Origin of the sequence: Okeania sp. SIO3I5 (assembly GCF_010672085.1) — a bacterium.
Lineage (GTDB): Bacteria > Cyanobacteriota > Cyanobacteriia > Cyanobacteriales > Microcoleaceae > Trichodesmium.
Map to the genome: position 1 here is coordinate 3,501 of NZ_JAAHHT010000033.1, position 17,787 is coordinate 21,287.

Annotated in this window: 10 protein-coding genes; 1 reads left to right on the plus strand and 9 read right to left on the minus strand. The window is 38.5% G+C overall.

Annotated elements, in window-relative coordinates; all coding sequences use genetic code 11:
• Positions 1–877: 877 nt before the first annotated feature.
• Positions 878–2,152 (minus strand): DNA/RNA non-specific endonuclease, encoded by a 1,275-nt coding sequence (locus F6K40_RS10295; RefSeq protein WP_293135057.1) that lies wholly within the window; start codon positions 2,150–2,152, stop codon positions 878–880.
• Between the two features lie 375 nt (positions 2,153–2,527).
• Between F6K40_RS10295 and F6K40_RS10300 the strand changes: the two genes are divergently transcribed.
• On the plus strand, positions 2,528–2,746 hold the full coding sequence (locus F6K40_RS10300; RefSeq protein ID WP_293135060.1) for a hypothetical protein: 219 nt from the start codon (positions 2,528–2,530) through the stop codon (positions 2,744–2,746).
• Between the two features lie 468 nt (positions 2,747–3,214).
• On the opposite strand, the gene F6K40_RS10305 is transcribed toward F6K40_RS10300, so the two are convergent.
• The 8 genes from F6K40_RS10305 to F6K40_RS10340 all read right to left on the minus strand — a co-directional run bounded on the left by F6K40_RS10305 (position 3,215) and on the right by F6K40_RS10340 (position 17,331).
• Positions 3,215–5,524: a tetratricopeptide repeat protein gene (locus F6K40_RS10305; protein WP_293135063.1), complete on the minus strand. Its 2,310-nt coding sequence runs from the start codon at positions 5,522–5,524 to the stop codon at positions 3,215–3,217.
• Between the two features lie 105 nt (positions 5,525–5,629).
• The gene (locus F6K40_RS10310) at positions 5,630–6,106 is read right to left on the minus strand and encodes a hypothetical protein (protein WP_293135065.1); all 477 of its coding nucleotides are present in this window, start codon (positions 6,104–6,106) and stop codon (positions 5,630–5,632) included.
• Positions 6,107–7,185: 1,079 nt separating this feature from the next.
• Positions 7,186–8,430: a molybdopterin molybdotransferase MoeA gene (locus F6K40_RS10315; RefSeq protein WP_293135068.1), complete on the minus strand. Its 1,245-nt coding sequence runs from the start codon at positions 8,428–8,430 to the stop codon at positions 7,186–7,188.
• Positions 8,431–8,750: 320 nt separating this feature from the next.
• Positions 8,751–9,443, minus strand: a complete 693-nt coding sequence (locus F6K40_RS10320) for a precorrin-2 C(20)-methyltransferase (protein WP_293135070.1) — start codon at positions 9,441–9,443, stop codon at positions 8,751–8,753.
• A 1,080-nt stretch (positions 9,444–10,523) separates the two neighbouring features.
• On the minus strand, positions 10,524–11,153 hold the full coding sequence (locus tag F6K40_RS10325; RefSeq protein ID WP_293135072.1) for a precorrin-8X methylmutase: 630 nt from the start codon (positions 11,151–11,153) through the stop codon (positions 10,524–10,526).
• 680 nt (positions 11,154–11,833) lie between these two features.
• Entirely contained in the window at positions 11,834–13,936 is a 2,103-nt protein-coding gene (locus F6K40_RS10330) for a CHASE domain-containing protein (protein WP_293135075.1), read from the minus strand.
• A gap of 606 nt (positions 13,937–14,542) precedes the next feature.
• Positions 14,543–14,710: a hypothetical protein gene (locus tag F6K40_RS10335; RefSeq protein ID WP_293135078.1), complete on the minus strand. Its 168-nt coding sequence runs from the start codon at positions 14,708–14,710 to the stop codon at positions 14,543–14,545.
• Between the two features lie 875 nt (positions 14,711–15,585).
• The gene (locus F6K40_RS10340) at positions 15,586–17,331 is read right to left on the minus strand and encodes an ABC transporter ATP-binding protein/permease (protein ID WP_293135081.1); all 1,746 of its coding nucleotides are present in this window, start codon (positions 17,329–17,331) and stop codon (positions 15,586–15,588) included.
• Positions 17,332–17,787: the final 456 nt, after the last annotated feature.

Sequence of the window (17,787 nt, forward strand, 5' to 3'; positions counted from 1 at the left end):
ATGAACTGAAAACACGGAATTCAAAATTCAAAGTTCAAAATTTAAAAGTCAGATTTGATGAACTGAAAACACGGAATTCAAAATTCAAAGTTCAAAATTTAAAAGTCAGATTTGATGAACTGAAAACTTTGATGCGCTCAGTAATTTCAAGCAATTATTTCACATTATAAGTTTGAAACTATAGCAATCAGTTGTGATTTGTGAGAATTTGTAATATTTTATCGTAGGGGTTTGGTCTCCAAACCCAAGCTAAGATGGGGTTATAAGACCAAAACCCTACAGTTTTTTCTCACATCTCATTCCTGATTGCTATATTTGTGAAATCTTTAAAGTGAATTGGTATTAGTTAGAAAAGTTTTCATATTCAAAGGTAAAAACTCATTCGTAGGGAAGGGGTTTGGAGACCAAACCCCTACGCAGCTTGAATTGTAACTATTGTACTAGATTTGCTCTAATTCCTAATCAAGGAAAAACTGACAAAAATTAATCCTTAAACAAGATTTAGAAACATTCGTCGGGAAGGGGTTTAGAGGCCAAACCCCTACGCAGCTTAAATTGTACCGATAGTAACAGATTTTATCTAATTCCTGATCAAGGAAAAACTGACAAAAATTAATCCTTAAACAAGATTTAGAAACATTCGTCGGGAAGGGGTTTGGAGACCAAACCCTTACGCAGCTTAAATTGTACCGATAGCAACAGATTTTATCTAATTCCTGATCAAGGAAAAACTGACAAAAATTAATCCTTAAACAAGATTTAGAAACATTCGTCGGGAAGGGGTTTAGAGACCAAACCCCTACGCAGCTTGAATTGTACCGATAGTAACAGATTTTATCTAATTCCTGATCAAGGAAAAACTGACAAAAATTAATCCTTAAACAAAATTCTGTCCAGAGTTTACTGAGTCATAACTGTTAAAGGAAGCACTCTGCCAAGTAAAGTCATTGTAGGAGTCACCAGTACCAACTAACTGTAAGGAATAACCTACAGGAGTAGAAGAAGTTTCCGATACACCAATATTAGTGCTAGTTAAACCAGCAGCAGTACCATTGGCAGCAGTCAGTGTACCTTCATAACTGAGGAACTGAACCACATTATCATTATTATCAATTAGCGCAACACCATCAGGTGCGCCGTTTTGAATACCAGAAATACCAAAAAAGTCTGTACCGAAACCATTATCTTGATTAGGCAAAGTTCCTGATAGGTTAACAGTTCCGTAGAGTCCGCTACCATTACCGTTGTAAAACTCTAGACTCCAACCATTGAGGTTAGTACCCGCAGTTCCAGCGATTTCAATTCCTTCACCAGTATCGCTACCAGAGTTGTCATAATGAATCTCGTTGATAAAGATATTAGTATTGGAGCCAGAACCACCACTAGAACCTCCATTAGAAGCACCAACGGTAGTATTGACTTCAGCTTCTAGGGCATTTTCGATAGTATTTGGCAGCGCAGAGAAGAAATCGTATCCAGTAGCAAATTCAATATCATTTACGGATACTACCCAATCTTCCCAGTCTGTACCAGATACGGACTGAGAGTTAGGAATATCAATACTGATAATGGTATCATCTAAACCTACTTGAGAAGGGCTTTCTCCTTCGTCAACAATTAGTGCTGTCTTCCAGGTACTGCTAGGAACGAGGATATCGTTATTGGGACCGATGAATGTCTCGAATCCATTGGAACCAGTACCACCTTGGCCACGACCACCAGCATATATGTATATATCTTTGCCATCCATTTGAGTGCGGAGGAACTGCTCAAAATCACCCCAAACACCACGGTTATTATTGGGTGCTTGAGGCATCATGTTGCTCATAAAAAAGGTGCTGGAGTTATCAGCAACTGTTGCTGTTCTGTCAGCGGAAGGTGTAATGTGTCCTCGATCAAACCCGGAGCCACGATAATCATTTTGGGTTACTGGGGAGAAAGAAGTTGGTAACTGATTATCAGGACGAAAATCATTTTGACGGGATGCACTTCCTCTCCAGGAATCGTTTAATTGCCAACCTACCCAGTTCGCAATCCTGGTATTGTCATTGTAGGACATGGCGTACTGATCGCGGACAAGGAGATAATTATCGGACACATTAGAATTTGTAATTGCGCCGGAAGGATTACCAAAAGTTAGATGCACACTCATTGTTTTTTAAGAGTTATTCTGAGAAGTTAATTGTTCATGTGTATCTTACACCTGAAGTTCTACGGAGTAGATTAGAGTTTCTGGAGATTTATCTAAGTATTTACTGAAAAAGCGATCGCTAACTAGGTGAAATTTTGTGGAGGTTTATCTAAGAATTTACTGAGAATAGCGCTCGCTTTCGTAGGTGAAATTTTGTGGAGATTTATCTAAGAATTTACTGAGAAAAAGCGATCGCTTTCGTAGGTGAAACTTTGTGGAGATTTATCTAAGAATTTACTGAGAATAGCGCTCGCTTTCGTAGGTGAAATTTTGTGGAAATTTATCTACAGTGGTTTTCATTTGGTTGAAGCACTGTAGGGGCGATTTCCTAAGGTCATGCTCCGCAAACGCGAATCGCCCCTACAAGATTTCGCTTATGGCGATTACGAGCTTTTTAGAGATTCAGCTTTTTTTATGTCTGGTATAAGATTAGTGTTAGTTGCTAGTCTCATAGCGATCGCTCTACCGAATGTGATACTAGCGACAACCCTCAAATTTGATTTAGAGTTTGCTACACTCGTACATCCGTTTATCCGTGGCCAAATCCGTGTCTAGCTGAGGATGTTCCCCAGATAATTTTTGTTCAAAAATATCGAGTGCTTTTTTAAGGAGCGACTTTTCAGTTATCAGTTATCAGTTATCAGTTATCAGTTTCCATCATCCGTGTATCCGTGGCAAAATCCCTGTCTAGCTTTTGTCATCATCGGTGTATCCGCGACCAAATCCTAGTCTAGCTGAGGATGTTCCCCAGATAATTTTTGCTCAAAAATATCGAGAATATCGAGTGCTTTTTTAAGGAGCGACTTTTCAGTTATCAGTTTCCATCATCGGTGTATCCGTGGCAAAATCCCTGTCTAGCTTTTGTCATCATCGGTGTATTCGCGACCAAATCAGTGTCTAGCTGAGGATGTTCCCCAGATAATTTTTGTTCAAAAATATCGAGTGCTTTTTTAAGGAGCGACTTTTCAGTTATCAGTTTCCATCATCCGTGTATCCGTGGCAAAATCCGTGTCTAGCTCCTGTCTAGCTCTGTTGTTGTTGCCGACAACGTTCGAGATTTTCTCGCACCTTAATAGTGTTAGGATGTTCCTGACCTAATTTTTGTTCATAAATATCCAGTGCTTTTTTGTACAAAGGTTCTGCTGCTTCGTATTTCCCTTGAGAATCATATAAATTTGCTAGGTTGTTGAGACTCGTAGCAAGAGAGGGATGATTTTCCGGTAGGGCGATTTTGTCGATTTCAATAGCTTGCAGCAACAAAGGTTCTGCTGCTTCGTATTTCCCTTGAGAATCATATAAATTTGCTAGGTTGTTGAGGTGGGTGGCAAGCTGTGGATGATTTTCCGGTAGGGCGATTTTGTCGATTTCAATAGCTTGCAGGAACAAAGGTTCTGCTGCTTCGTATTTCCCTTGAGAATAATATAAATTTGCTAGGTTGTTGAGACTCGTAGCAAGGGAGGGATGATTTTCCGGTAGGGCAATTTTCTTGATTTCAATAGCTTGCAGCAACAAAGGTTCTGCTGCTTCGTATTTCCCTTGAGAATCATATAAATTTGCTAGGTTGTTGAGACTCGTAGCAAGGGAGGGATGATTTTCCGGTAGGGCGATTTTGTCGATTTCAATAGCTTGCAGGAACAAAGGTTCTGCTGCTTCGTATTTCCCTTGAGAACGATATAAATTTGCTAGGTTGTTGAGGTGGGTGGCAAGGGAGGGATGATTTTCCGGTAGGGCGATTTTGTCGATTTCAATAGCTTGCAGGAACAAAGATTCTTCTGCTTCGTATTTCCCAAGATATTCATATAATCCTGCTAAGTTGTTGAGGTGGGTGGCAAGCTGTGGATGATTTTCCGGTAGGGCGATTTTGACGATTTCAATAGCTTGCAGGTACAAAGGTTCTGCTGCTTCGTATTTCCCAAGAGATTCATATAATCCTGCTAGGTTATTGAGGTGGGTGGCAAGGGAGGGATGATTTTCCGGTAGGGCGATTTTGTCAATTTCAATAGCTTGCAGGTACAAAGGTTCTGCTGCTTCGTATTTCCCTTGAGAACGATATAAATTTGCTAGGTTGTTGTAGACTTCTGCAACATCAGAGTTATCTTTATCCAGCCGTCTTTCTGCTATTTCTTTACCCTTCTCTAACCAAGGTTGTGCCTGTGGATAAAATCCTTGCTCTCTACAGAACGAACCTAACCCAATAAAAGGAACAATCAAATCATCATCACTCAAATACTCAGTCAAATTTTCTGCCACTTCCTCAATATGGAGAATATCAACCTCAACTTCCCGAACCTGCTCCTGTGTAATGTCATGGGGAATTTTTCTCGCCGCCTTCACCATCGCCACAACAAAACCACGTTTCAACTCATCCGCTCCCGAATATTCTCTCAACTTCATCTGCAAAAATTCCCGCACCAAAGGATGCAAACTATAAATCCCAGACTCAACACCCTTCAACAAATGCAGATTTTCCAAATCCCCAATAGCAATTTCCCAAACCTCCAACTCCTCATCATCTTCCATCCCATCCAATGACAAACGAAAAGGAGCTAAAGCAAACAAACCCAACCGCAAACCTATTTCTTGAGTCTTTTCATCCAACTTATCCCAACTCAAAGCGATCGCCTCTGCCACACCATGAGGATAATTAATCAACTCATTAGCTGACATCGCCCGATGTTCCAGACTTTTTCCCTGTAAACGCTGGAGCATTTTTGTCAAAGCCAAATTATCCCTATTCAAAGATTCCCAATACTCATCCAAATACCGCCCTACCAATTCGATCGCTAGAGGCAAATAACCCAAGCATTTCAAAAGTTCCCTTACTTTCCAAGGTTCCTGCAAAAGTCTATCTCTACCAATAATTGACCTTAACAACTCCATCGCTGTCAAAGGTTTCAACACATCCAGACGCAACTCCCGAAATGCCTTCCCAAAACTTTTACGAGTCGTTAGCAATACCCGAAACCTGGAGTCTGGAGGCAAAAAAGGCTTAACCTGATTTTCGTAGTCAGTCACATCATTATAAATAAGTAACGCCTCCCCCTCAGACCAATTTTGCCAACAGTAGCGCAACCTCCCCTCTAAATCTTCCTCCTCCGGTAGAATAAGTCCGAGATTATTCTGAGCAAACCTGAGAATCTGAATACCCACATTCTCGGCAGGTACTTCCAACCAACAGATACCACCAGGGTAAGCAGACTTATGAGCATGAGCGTATCGACGGGAAAGTTCCGTTTTACCCACACCCCCCATTCCCGAAACAGAAGCAACAGCAACCCGTTGATTATTTTTCAGCAAGTCGTCGAGTTCGGCAAGTTCCCTTTCCCTACCCACAAAAATTTTATTGTCTAACCATTCCTCCCCAGGAATATTGTATTTTTGCTTAGGATGTTGAGATTGGGTACTTTTCTTTGTCGGTGCCCCTCCCGACGACTCCAGTCAAAAAGTAACGTCACCCTCAAATGTAGGATTCTGAATAACTACATTATTTTCTTTAAGATCCCTATTTATAGAACTCTCGGTAATAGTGCTTCCCTGAAACAAAGCATTAATATTCTCAGCAGTTACCCCTCCTTGAGACTTCATTTCTTGCAACTTCGCCTGAAGATTTTTCACATATTCTGAATGTTCCTCCCTAGCAACCTCAACCACATCAATAATATCTTGGTTAAGTTCCGGATTTTGATTAGCAACTGCCTCCATTTCCCGTATCGCTTGCTCAAAATCTTCAGGAAAAGGATTTTCAAGTGCCGGTTTCAAAGCACCGAAAGTATCCGCAGGCATTCCTTTGATTCGTTGCCATAGTTTACCCAATTGTTCCGTAGTCTTTTCACCTAAACCTTCCCCTGTCTTTTCCATATATTTAGTTAAAAAATGGTAGGCGATCGCTGCAAAAGTTAATTCTATAGGTTCCATTTTAATCGGTTATTAATTATTAGTTTTTATGGTAATCGTAAATTAGGTTGTAATATTTTATCGTTTGGGTTTGGAGACCAAACCCCTACAGTTATTTTTCACAAATCATTTAATTCTGCTACATTTTTAAGGTTTCTAGCTTGGTTGGGATGATTTTGGGTTTGGAGACCAAACCCCTACAGTTTTTGTCACAAATCATTTAATCCTGCTACATTTTTAAGGTTTCTAGCTTGGTTGGGATGATTTTGGGTTTGGAGACCAAACCCCTACAGTTTTTGTCACAAATCATTTAATCCTGTTACCTTTTTAAGATTTCTAGCTTGGTTAGGATGATTTTTTAGCCGGGCAATTTTGACTATTTCGATCGCCCGAAATAAATTAAGCATTTCTATTTTGCTTTCTTATAGTTTTTCTCCGCCAAATACCTATTTGTCTACTAAAAATACAAAGGGTAGCGCCTACCCAACAAATTTCTAAAAAAGACATAAATGCGTGATATTTCATTTTTGATTCTGGTTAAATAAATAAGTTTATTAGGGTACGTTAGATGGCTAAAATTTAGAATGTTAAAAGTATCTAGCAATCTGTCGAAATGTACCATTTTAGAGATTTCAATCCACTACTTAGTATAACACATTGAAAATTAACATCAGGACTTACGCAAAATAATGTAATTCTGTCATTGCGAGCGAAGCGAAGCAATCTCCGCCCAAAACTCGTTTCTAATGCGTAAGTCCTGATTTACTTGCGCAAAGAAACCTGGTTTTTATGAGTTTACAAACAACTTCTTATAAATGGTGCGTTAATGAAATGTAACGCACCCTAATAGATTGTTTCATCTTAAATGGTGCAATAGGAAACTCTCTAGAGATTGCTTCACTGTCGTTCGCAATGACAAATAATCATGCACTATTTTAGGTGAAACAGTCGACTAATGGACAGACACAGCTAAAATGGTGCAATAGGAAACTCTCTAGAGATTGCTTCACTGTCGTTCGCAATGACAAATAATCATGCGCTATTTTAGGTGAAACGGTCCACTACATTTACGATTACTTTTGAATTTTGAATTTGGAATTTTAACTTGTAAAACTGATTTTCAAGACTTGCACTAACTCACCCGCAGGAATCAAAGTTTCATTAATAGGTACAACAGCTAAACCTGTCGTTCCTGCCAAGTTAATTAAATTCCCCGAACTGTGACTACCACCCGCAAGTTTAAATTCATAACCATCATTCCCTAAATTTAACTTACCCCAGAGATAGGTTTCTCGTTTACCATTAGAATGTAAATCTTGAAGCGATCGCGCCATCAAAAATTCCGGTCCCCATTCTGCTTCGTTAACTCCAGCTAACTTTTTCAGAGCAGGTTGCACAAACCGCCAAAAACTGACTAAAGCTGAAACAGGATTTCCCGGTAAACCAAAATATAAACATTGAGCATCAGAAAATTGTGCCACCGTTAAAGGTTTTCCTGGTTTAACCGCCACAAAATGAATATGAATTTCTGCTCCTAATGCTGTCAGAATTTCCTCAATATAATCATAATCTCCCACTGAGACTCCACCAGTAGAAAGCAAAAAATCTGTGTTGACAATAGCTTCAGCAATAGTCTGTTGCAAAATTTCCCGTTCATCTGGCAAGATACCAAATCGTATTACTTCCGCACCCATTTCCTCCAGTGTCACAGCTAAAGCATATTGATTTGAATCTACTAACTGACCAACTTGTAGAGGTTGCTCTGGCGTCACCAACTCATTACCCGTAGAAATAATTCCCACCTTCGGGCGCCGATATACATTGATTTGAGGACATTGGAGTGCTGCTAAAACAGCTATTTCAGGAGCGCCCAAGTAAATTCCAGGGTTGAGTACAGGAGTACCTGCTTGGTAAAAGGAGCCACGATATCGCACAAATTCTTGGGGTTGGGGAGTTTCTAGGATAACTACGCGATCGTCTTCCCGTTTAGTCACTTCTTGCATAACAACAGTATCTGCTCCCTGAGGCATACAAGCGCCTGTAAAAATACGAGCTGTTTGCCCCGACTCAATTTGCTTTTGAGGTTGATACCCTGCAGGAATTTCTTCTACAATTTCCAAAGATATAGGATTTTCTGGATTACAGTCTTTGACATCTGCAAATTTTACCGCATAGCCATCCATTGCTGAATTATCCCAGTGAGGAAAATCAAGTTTACTGGTGACTGGGTTTGCTAATATCCGCCCCGATGCGGTTAATAAGTCTATTGTCTCGACATCCCTCTCAGAGTCTAAGGGTTGTACTAGGTTCAAAATGATTGACTCTGCTTGGTTGACTTGTAGCATTTTTAATCTACTAGGATTTTGGTTTTTTCTGATTATCAGGACTTACGCAGGCGAACCCAGAAACCGGGTTTTTTCGTCAATATTTATTGTTAAAAACAATGATTTATCCTAAAAACCCGGTTTCTTTGCGTAATACGCAGGCGAACCCAGAAACCGGGTTTTTTCTTCAATATTTATTGTTAAAAACAAGGATTTATCCTAAAAACCCGGTTTCTTTGCGTAAGTCCTGATTATACCAAATCCGGTTATGAAAAGCTAGTTTTTCCAAATCTTTCTAACCCCTCTACCTTCTGCCTTCTGCCTTCTGCCTTCTGCCTTCCTTAATTGCTCGGAATCACAATCAAAGACCAGTAGGGAACCTCTGTCGGTTCAACGTCAGTAATATCAATAATTCTTTGCTCAGTTTGGGTTGCCCTTTCAATATAAAGCGCCCGGTGCAACAACCCTAACTCATCCAGAATCTTGCGGACTTTCGCAAAATGTCTGCCTAATTTAATAATTACCGCTGCATCTGCAACAGCAAGGCGATCGCGCAAGTTAATCTCATCCAAAGTAGCAGGTATAATACTCAAAACATCATTGCGGTAAGTAATGGGCACTCCCAACATAGCTGCACTTGCCAATATTGAGGAAATTCCTGGTACAACTTCGGTGGGAAATTGTCCTGAAAGTCGCTGAAAAAGATACATAAATGAACCATACAACATCGGTTCCCCCTCACACAAAACCGCCACATCTTGCCCAAATTTTAGATATTCAGCAATCTGTTGGGCAGCTCGATCATAATAGGGTTGAGATGATTCCTTAACATTAAAAGGTAAATATATAGGAATTTCAATCTGGTTAGAACGAATAAACTCAGCAGCGATCGCCCGTGCCAAAGATTTGCCATTTTCTGAGGTAGGGTAAGCAATTACTGGAACAGTAGTTAAAATCCTGTGTGCTTTGAGAGTCAGCAATTCTGGATCTCCTGGTCCAATACCTAATCCATATAGTTTTCCTAGTTCTGTCATCTTCACGGAAGTTAAAAGTTAAAAGTTAAAATTCAGGTTTTATAGGTTCAAAAAATTTTATATACAGGACTTATGCAGAACCAACATATCTAGTAGGAGGCGAATGGCCATTCATCCCCTACAGATACAATTCTATTTTTTGCGTAAGTCCCGATAAAATCAGGTTGAACACTTAATTTTATAACCGAATTCGATATCATTCAAAAACTATAACGTTGCAGTTTGGGGTGAGACCCCTCATACCGAATTCGATATCATTCAAAAACTATAACGTTGCAGTTTGGGGTGAGACCCCTCATACCGAATTCGATATCATTCAAAAACTATAACGTTGCAGTTTGGGGTGAGACCCCTCATATAGAATCCGGATAATTACTATCGCTTGCGTCATTGCGACTTACACGAGTGGAAGGAAGCAATCTCTTATGTGTACGGAGATTGCTTCCTATCGTCGCTGCGGACGACTGTTCAACGGGATTTTATATCATCTAGAAAAAAATTAGAAAACATTACCGTAGGGGTTTAAAGACCAAACCTTCATTTTTATCATCCAAAAATTTCAAAAACTATAACGTTGCAGTTTGGGGTGAGACCCCTCATATAGAAAAAATCAGAAAACATTACCGTAGGGGTTTGAACACCGAACCTTCATCTTTTATATATAGGACTTACGCAAAGAAACCCGGTTTCTACGATAAATTGTTGTTTTTGACAATAAACATCTACGAGAAACCGGGTTTCTGGGTTCGCATGGCTTTAGTCCTGATATAGTTCAGTTTAGCAACCGGATTCTATATTAGGAAGTTACAGCAATTTCGGAGGCACGTGAGGTACAAAATTTCATTTAGTAATTTTGGTAACACAAGCATCTTGCTTGTTAAAGATAAGAAACCTGAACTGCAAAGATAGAGATTAATCTTCAACTGTACCTCACCATCCTCATGCACTGCTGTAATAAAATTGAAATCCTTTACAACTAATAGTTGTGACTTGAGCTGAAAGCTGATAGCTAAGAACTGAAAGCTGATAACTGATAACTGAAAGCTGATAACTGATAACTGATAACTGATAACTGATAAGCTATACCTCACTCTCTTTTGCCAAAGCATTAACAGCAGCAGCAGCGATTGCACTTCCTCCGCGTCGTCCATGCAGTGTAATAAACGGAACACCCCGATTATTGGTTGCCAATTCTGCTTTTGACTCTGCTGCACCCACAAACCCTACAGGAAAGCCTAAAATCAGAGCAGGTTTTGCCATCCCCTCATCTAACAATTCTAATAAGTGAAACAGTGCAGTTGGTGCATTGCCAATAGCTACAACAGAACCATCAATCAGAGGTTTCCATAATTCTACAGCAGTCGCCGAACGAGTATTCTTAATTCGTTGCGCTATTTCTGGCACTTCTGGATAATTGAGAGTGCAAATAACTTGGTTATTAGCAGGCAACCGATGACGAATAATCCCATTCGCTACCATTTGAGCATCACAGAGAATAGTTGCCCCTTTAATTAATGCAGCGCGACCTATTTGTACTGCATCTGGTGAAGTTTCTAAGTCTTCGAGGATATCTGTCATTCCACAGGCGTGAATTAGTCGAACTGCCACATTTGCTAAATCAATAGGCAAACTCTCTAGGTTTGCTTCAGAGCGAATCATCGCAAAAGATTTGCGATAAATTTCTTCGCCGTTACGGATGTAATCAATCATAGGTTAGGGAGTAGGGGATTCAATAATGGATAATGGATAATGGATAATGGATAATTACCTCTCCCTTTTAGGGAGAGGATTGACTAATTAAGGAAAAAATAAATTTTTTCCCCTATCCAAGAGGAGGCTTTAAACCTGAACTATTTAATTATTTAATTGTTTCAGGACTTACGCAAATTATTAGATAATACGCTATCCCTAGAGGGCGAATACCATTCGCCCCTACTATATATGGCGTCTGTGCGTAAGTCCTGTGTTTAATTGTTTCGGTAAGAGAGTAGGGAAGTAATTATAGAATTATAAACATATATTATAGCTGAGAAAGAGTTGCTTAGGACATGGACTGATGATGAACCTTAGACTGGGAAATGTTTTTTCTAACTGTTCCCTGTTCCCTGCTATATATAACCGAAATCTATATTATCTAATTATACTAGACAGTGCAAAGTTCTTGGAGTAGGCATTGCTAGCCAAGGCTTTCAGTGTTCCCAAGGTTAGAAACTCTCTATTCGGAGCTGTAGGCGATAAAATCCTTTATTAGTAATACTTTCAGCCTTGAAAATAAATCGTTTTTTAGAATAAGTTTGTACTCTCCAGTATAGATAATAATTGATTTTATTTTTGATTTTTAGAGACGTCTATTTAGTAAAATTAAGAGGAAAGTTTAGTAACAGATAAGTTTAGCACTTAACCTCATCTTTTAAACCTTTTTCCTTCTTCTCTCTTCCTTCTTGCTTCTTCCTTTCAAAAGACCTCTGAACTTGGATAGCGATCGGCAACTTAATGATAAACTCTGTACCATTTCCTTCCTCAGAGCAACACAGTAAATAGCCCCCATGCTTCTCACAAATAATTTGATAACTAATTGAAAGTCCGAGTCCCGTTCCTTTGCCAACTGGTTTAGTTGTAAAAAAGGGGTCAAACAAGCGAGTTTGAATATCTGTCTTAATACCAGGACCGTTATCGGTAATGTGGATTGTAATCCATTTAGGATCGACTTGAGCTGTTTTAATTGAAATAATAGGCGATCGCTCCTTTAACTGCCCTACCCTAATTGCGTCTTCTAAAGCATCGATGGCATTAGCCAAAATATTCATAAATACCTGATTCAATTGACCTGCATGACACTCAATCAAAGGTAGATTACCGTAGTCTTTAGTTACCTGAATTTCTGGGCGATCGCTCCTAGTCTTGAGTCGATGTTCCAAAATCATTAACGTACTTTCAATACCTGTATGAATATCGACTTCCTTGACTGCTGATTCATCTAACCGGGAAAAATTACGCAGGGACAAAACTATTTCCCTCAGACGTTCACTCCCAACTTTCATAGATTTTAATATCTTGGGTAAATCTTCGACAATATAATCTAAATCAATATCTTCAATAGCTACTTCAATCTCTGCTGTGGCAGTAGGATATTCGGTTTGATAGAGGTCTAGTAAATCCAACAAATCTTGAAAATAATTGTTCGCATATTCAAGATTTCCGGAAATAAAATTGACCGGGTTATTAATTTCATGGGCAACACCCGCTACCAACCGACCTAAACTTGACATTTTTTCTGTTTGTACTAACTGTAGTTGAGTCTGCTGTAGTTCTTGCAGTAATTCTTCTAACTCATTATTTTTGCTCTCAATTTTTAAAGTTGCCTGCTGGGAAATTAATAAATACATCACTAAAGAACCTGTCATCAATAAGCCTAATGCCAACACTTTTCCAGAATCCCAACTAAATGTAGAACGATGAGAAGCAGGTAAGACTAGCAAGGAAAGTTCTTGTTGTGCTGTATGAAGCGAACGGATACAAAATTGCCACTCAGGGCTATAACGACACAGATGTTCTGACTGCTCTGTGGAGCTGTCAATGATTTCTAATTTGGCAACTTGAGGAGATTCTGTTAAGGTTTGGGATTCAGCTTTATATGCTATGAGGAAATGATCAGTGGCACTAACAGCAGTTTTGTTTAAAGCCGAATCTAACTGATCTTCCGGTAAGCGATAGAGATAGAAATCAAATCCTTTAGGGTTGAGATTCCTGATGGCTTTTTCAACCCAAGTCCGAATTTCATAAAAACCAAATACCACTCCTTGAAATTTTCTATTGGCGTCAACTTTTTCGGAGTAAAAGGATTGAAACTTTAATTTATTGGAACTAAAGACTGGGTAGTAAACCATAAAGCCTGGTTTACCATTTTTTAACTGTACTAAAGGCGTACTCACACTCACTCCTAGACGTTCTGCTTTTTCTATACTCAGTAAATGTTTGATGTCTGAAGCAGCATCCCAACCAATATAGTTTTGCCATTGATTTAATGGTTCAATATAGGTTGTGGGGAAGTATACCGAGCGATCGCCTGCCACTACTTGATTTCCTTTCGGGTTCTGTTCGCGAATCTTAAAATCTCTTACCCCTTGAGCTTGTAACTTTTGCTCATAAAGCGAACGTTCCTGATTCTCTACTTTTGGACTCCAACCTAATCCTAACAAACCGTCATAGTATGGTAATAGGGAACTTGTAAATTCTTGAAATTCTTGCCTAGTAACTTGTTTAGACGTATTTAGGAAGGTGCCTACCGATCTAGTCAGTTGGGTGTAACTATCCAATTGCCTTTGTAGCTCATTCACCAAGACAGTAGATTGTTGTTGAAACCGCTCTCGATCTTTTGCCAGTTCCCAGTTATAAACCACGAGTGTAGCAATGATCGAAAGAGTAATCCCCGTTAATCCGACTACTCCTGTCGCTCCGTATTGTTTGAATAAATACAAAAGTTTTCTCAGCATTATTAAAATTTATTTTCAATAAAACTTGGTCGATGATAATTGTAACATTTTTTTTAATAATTTGTCTAAAGTTATTTATACATATATTTATTTGATACTATTAAAGTCAAAATGTAAGTTGTTTTAAGTATTATAGGGAAATAATAATACAAAATACTTAGTTTATTTATGTAGAAAAATACTTTTTTTTGAAAAAAAAATTAATATTTTTTTAAATTATTAAGAATAATTATGAATAATTTAGATTTTGTATATTAAGTGGTTGGTACATTGTTGTAAGTAAGAAATAATACTCTTACTGAATAGTATAGCGCTAGGAAATAGGGAATAGCGGTGCGACCCCGCGTCGCCGTTAGCGTTAGCGAGAGCTACCGTAGAAAGAGGAGAGCTACCGTAGCAAGAGGCAAGGCGCAAGCGGTCAGACCCCGCGTCGCCGACAGCTCGCTTGTGGAATGCTGACTCCTGTGAGGGAACGCGCACTCCTGTGAGGGAATAGCAGATTGTGAAAAGGTTTTTCCTAGGTCATGCTGCGCAAACAGGATTTAGAAATGTCCGCGCCCTTAATGCGTAGTGCTATAATGCTATAGATAATGTGCAGGAGCGTTATTATAGAACCCATTTGATATCTCTAGAAAAGAGGGAGTAGGGGAGCGCTTGTGTAGGGGAGCGCTTGTGTAGGCATTGTTCATTCATTGTCTGAGCTAGAATATTTACAACCCTACATTTTTTGAGTCCTGTACGGACTAAACTCTCCACACCTCCCACACTTCCCAATCATAGATCCCAAATGGGTTCTATAGATATAGGGTCAACTGATAACTGATAACTGAAATGACCTCCCACTTTCCCCGGTTTCTTGTAACTCCGAAGCAAGCGGATTTGATATTAGGCATAAATCAGAATAGACTTCTGCAAAAATGAAAAATCAAATTAATTCTTATCCATAAATTATCAATTACTCCCCCTATTCCCTGTTCTCTGTTCCCTGTTCCCTGTTCCCTGCTCCCTCTTTTCTGGAAATGAAAAATTAAATTAATTCTTATCCATACAGCGGTAAAATGGATGAATAAACCAGAATCATACTGACTCCTTACTCATTACTCCTTACTCATTATTCATTACTCCTTACTCATTACTCCTACAACAGTTTTGTGGTCTACTCAACTGAAAAGCACTGTAAATTATCAATTACTCCCCCTATTCCCTGTTCCCTGCTCCCTCTTTTCTGGAAATGAAAAATTAAATTAATTCTTATCCATACAGCGGTAAAATGGATGAATAAACCAGAATCATACTGACTCCTTACTCATTACTCCTTACTCATTACTCATTACTCCTTACTCATTACTCCTTACTCATTACTCCTACAACAGTTTTGTGGTCTACTCAACTGAAAAGCACTGTAAATTATCAATTACTCCCCCTGTTCCCTGTTCCCTGTTCCCTCTTTTCTGGAAATGAAAAATTAAATTAATTCTTATCCATACAGCGGTAAAATGGATGAATAAACCAGAATCATACTGACTCCTTACTCATTACTCCTTACTCATTACTCATTACTCCTTACTCATTACTCCTTACTCATTACTCCTACAACAGTTTTGTGGTCTACTCAACTGAAAAGCACTGTAAATTATCAATTACTCCCCCTATTCCCTGTTCCCTGTTCCCTCTTTTCTGGAGATGTCTAATGATTCTGGATAACTCACTCGCCAAGTTTGATCGCCGAGGACTTCCAAAACTTGGTGGTGATATTGTAACAGAGTTGGTCTGTGTCCGACACTAATATAAGTAGTCGATAAAGTTTGCAAATGTTGGTAAAGACGTTGTTCATTTTCCACATCCAGAGCGCTTGTTGCCTCATCTAAAATTGCATAACGCGGTTTAGTTAGCAACAAACGAGCAAAAGCTAGGCGCTGTTGTTCTCCCATTGACAACATATTATCCCAATCTTCTATGGTATCTAAACCAGCGAATCTTTCAGCTAAGTCTGGTAAGTTAACCTGTTTTAGCACTCGATAAATTTCTGCATCAGAAATATTTAAGTCAGTGCGTGGATATAGCAGTTGATCTCGCAGGGAACCTAAAATCAGATAAGGACGTTGTGGTAAAAAAAGAATCTCTGCTAATGGCGGTCGATAAATTGTTCCCGTTCCAGAATTCCATAAACCAGCGATCGCTCGCAAAATAGAACTTTTTCCGCCACCACTCATCCCCATAATTAAAAGTCCTTCTCCAGGTTGTAATTGTATAGATACATCTTTAACTAAAGTTCTTTGATAATTAGGAGTTTGCAAAGTAAGATGCTGTAAACTTAAACGGGAATCTTCAACGGTATCAATTATGTTACTCCCCTCTACAGACAATTGTTTGGGTTCTTGTAAAACTTTGACAAAACTCTCTAAACGTTCAATACCTGCTATAAAACTGGTGAGGAATTCAAACATCCTAACTATGATATTCAAGGATCTAAAGACTTTTCCAAAAGCTCCATTTGCTTCTTGTATTGCTCCCACTTCCAACCCTGGTTCTCCTGCTAAAATTCTCGGACCAATAACTAAAGCTGGTAACATCCAAGTAATATAACCATATATGTTTTGAAAAATATCTAAGTTTCTCTCCCAAGTAATTACTTTATTATAAATACTTAAAACGGGAGCAAATATTTGCTTGATGTAGGTAAATTCTCTCTTAGCTCCATTATAAAAAGCAATTGATTCAGCATTCTCTCGAATTCTCACTAAACCAAATCTAAAATTTGCTTCTCGTTTCAGTTGTTCTTTTTTAATTGGAATCAAAATTTTCCCAAAACCTATAGTTGTAATTAACATACCTCCGAGAGAATATATGACTAAAATCAGAACCAATAATTTTGATTTTTCCCAAAGTAAAATGCCAAATGCAAACACATTAATAATTGCTAGGGTAAACTGCCTAAATAGACTGACAGAACGATGACAAAATGCTGCAATATCTTCTGCAATTCGCTGATCGGGATTGTCAATTTCTCGCTCAAAAGTATTGATTTTATAAAAACAATTATTTTGCAAATATTTATCTAAATAAAATTTAGTTAACCACTCTCTAGAATACAGACGAATTTTATCTTCTAAATATTGCCAAGTAGCAACAGTCACAGCTAACACAATAGAAGCACCAATATAGAAAAATGCAGATTGCCAGAATCTCTCTGCATCCAACTTAACTAAAGCAGAAATTAATTCTCCTTGTTGTTTTAGTTGATTAACTCCTATAGTTGAATCTAAACTGAGAAAACAAAGTAGCAAGATAAGTAAACCAATTGCTCGCCATTTCTGTGGAGAATCCCACCAATATATTTTACCAATTGACCAAAAACTCTGGAAAGCATGGAAAAAAAGTTTGATATTTTTCATTTTCTATGTTTGAGCGAATAGGGAATAGGGAATAGAATAGAAATAAAGATAGGTGTACCTCATTAATCTGAGAAATGCTATAATTTTGGAATGTATTAAATCAGTTTTGAGGATATAGCTTATGTTCTAATACATAGAAAAAAAACTGTTTTTCTTAAGATTTATGTTTGTTACTAAAAACAAATATCTAACTAGAGATTTTGGCGATGAATTTTAATTTAGATATTATATAATTATCATTATCTGGTTAACTATAGTGTTTCTCAGACTAATGAGTTGCAGCTATCTTTATTTCTATCAGAACTTACGCAGGGGAACCCAGAAATCGGTTTTTTTTCGTCAATGTTAATTGTTAAAAACAACGATTTATCCTAAAAACCCGGTTTCTTTGCCTAAGTCCTGTCATTCTGTTCCCTGTTCCCTATTCCCTAGCGCTACGCGCTATAAAAAATATTT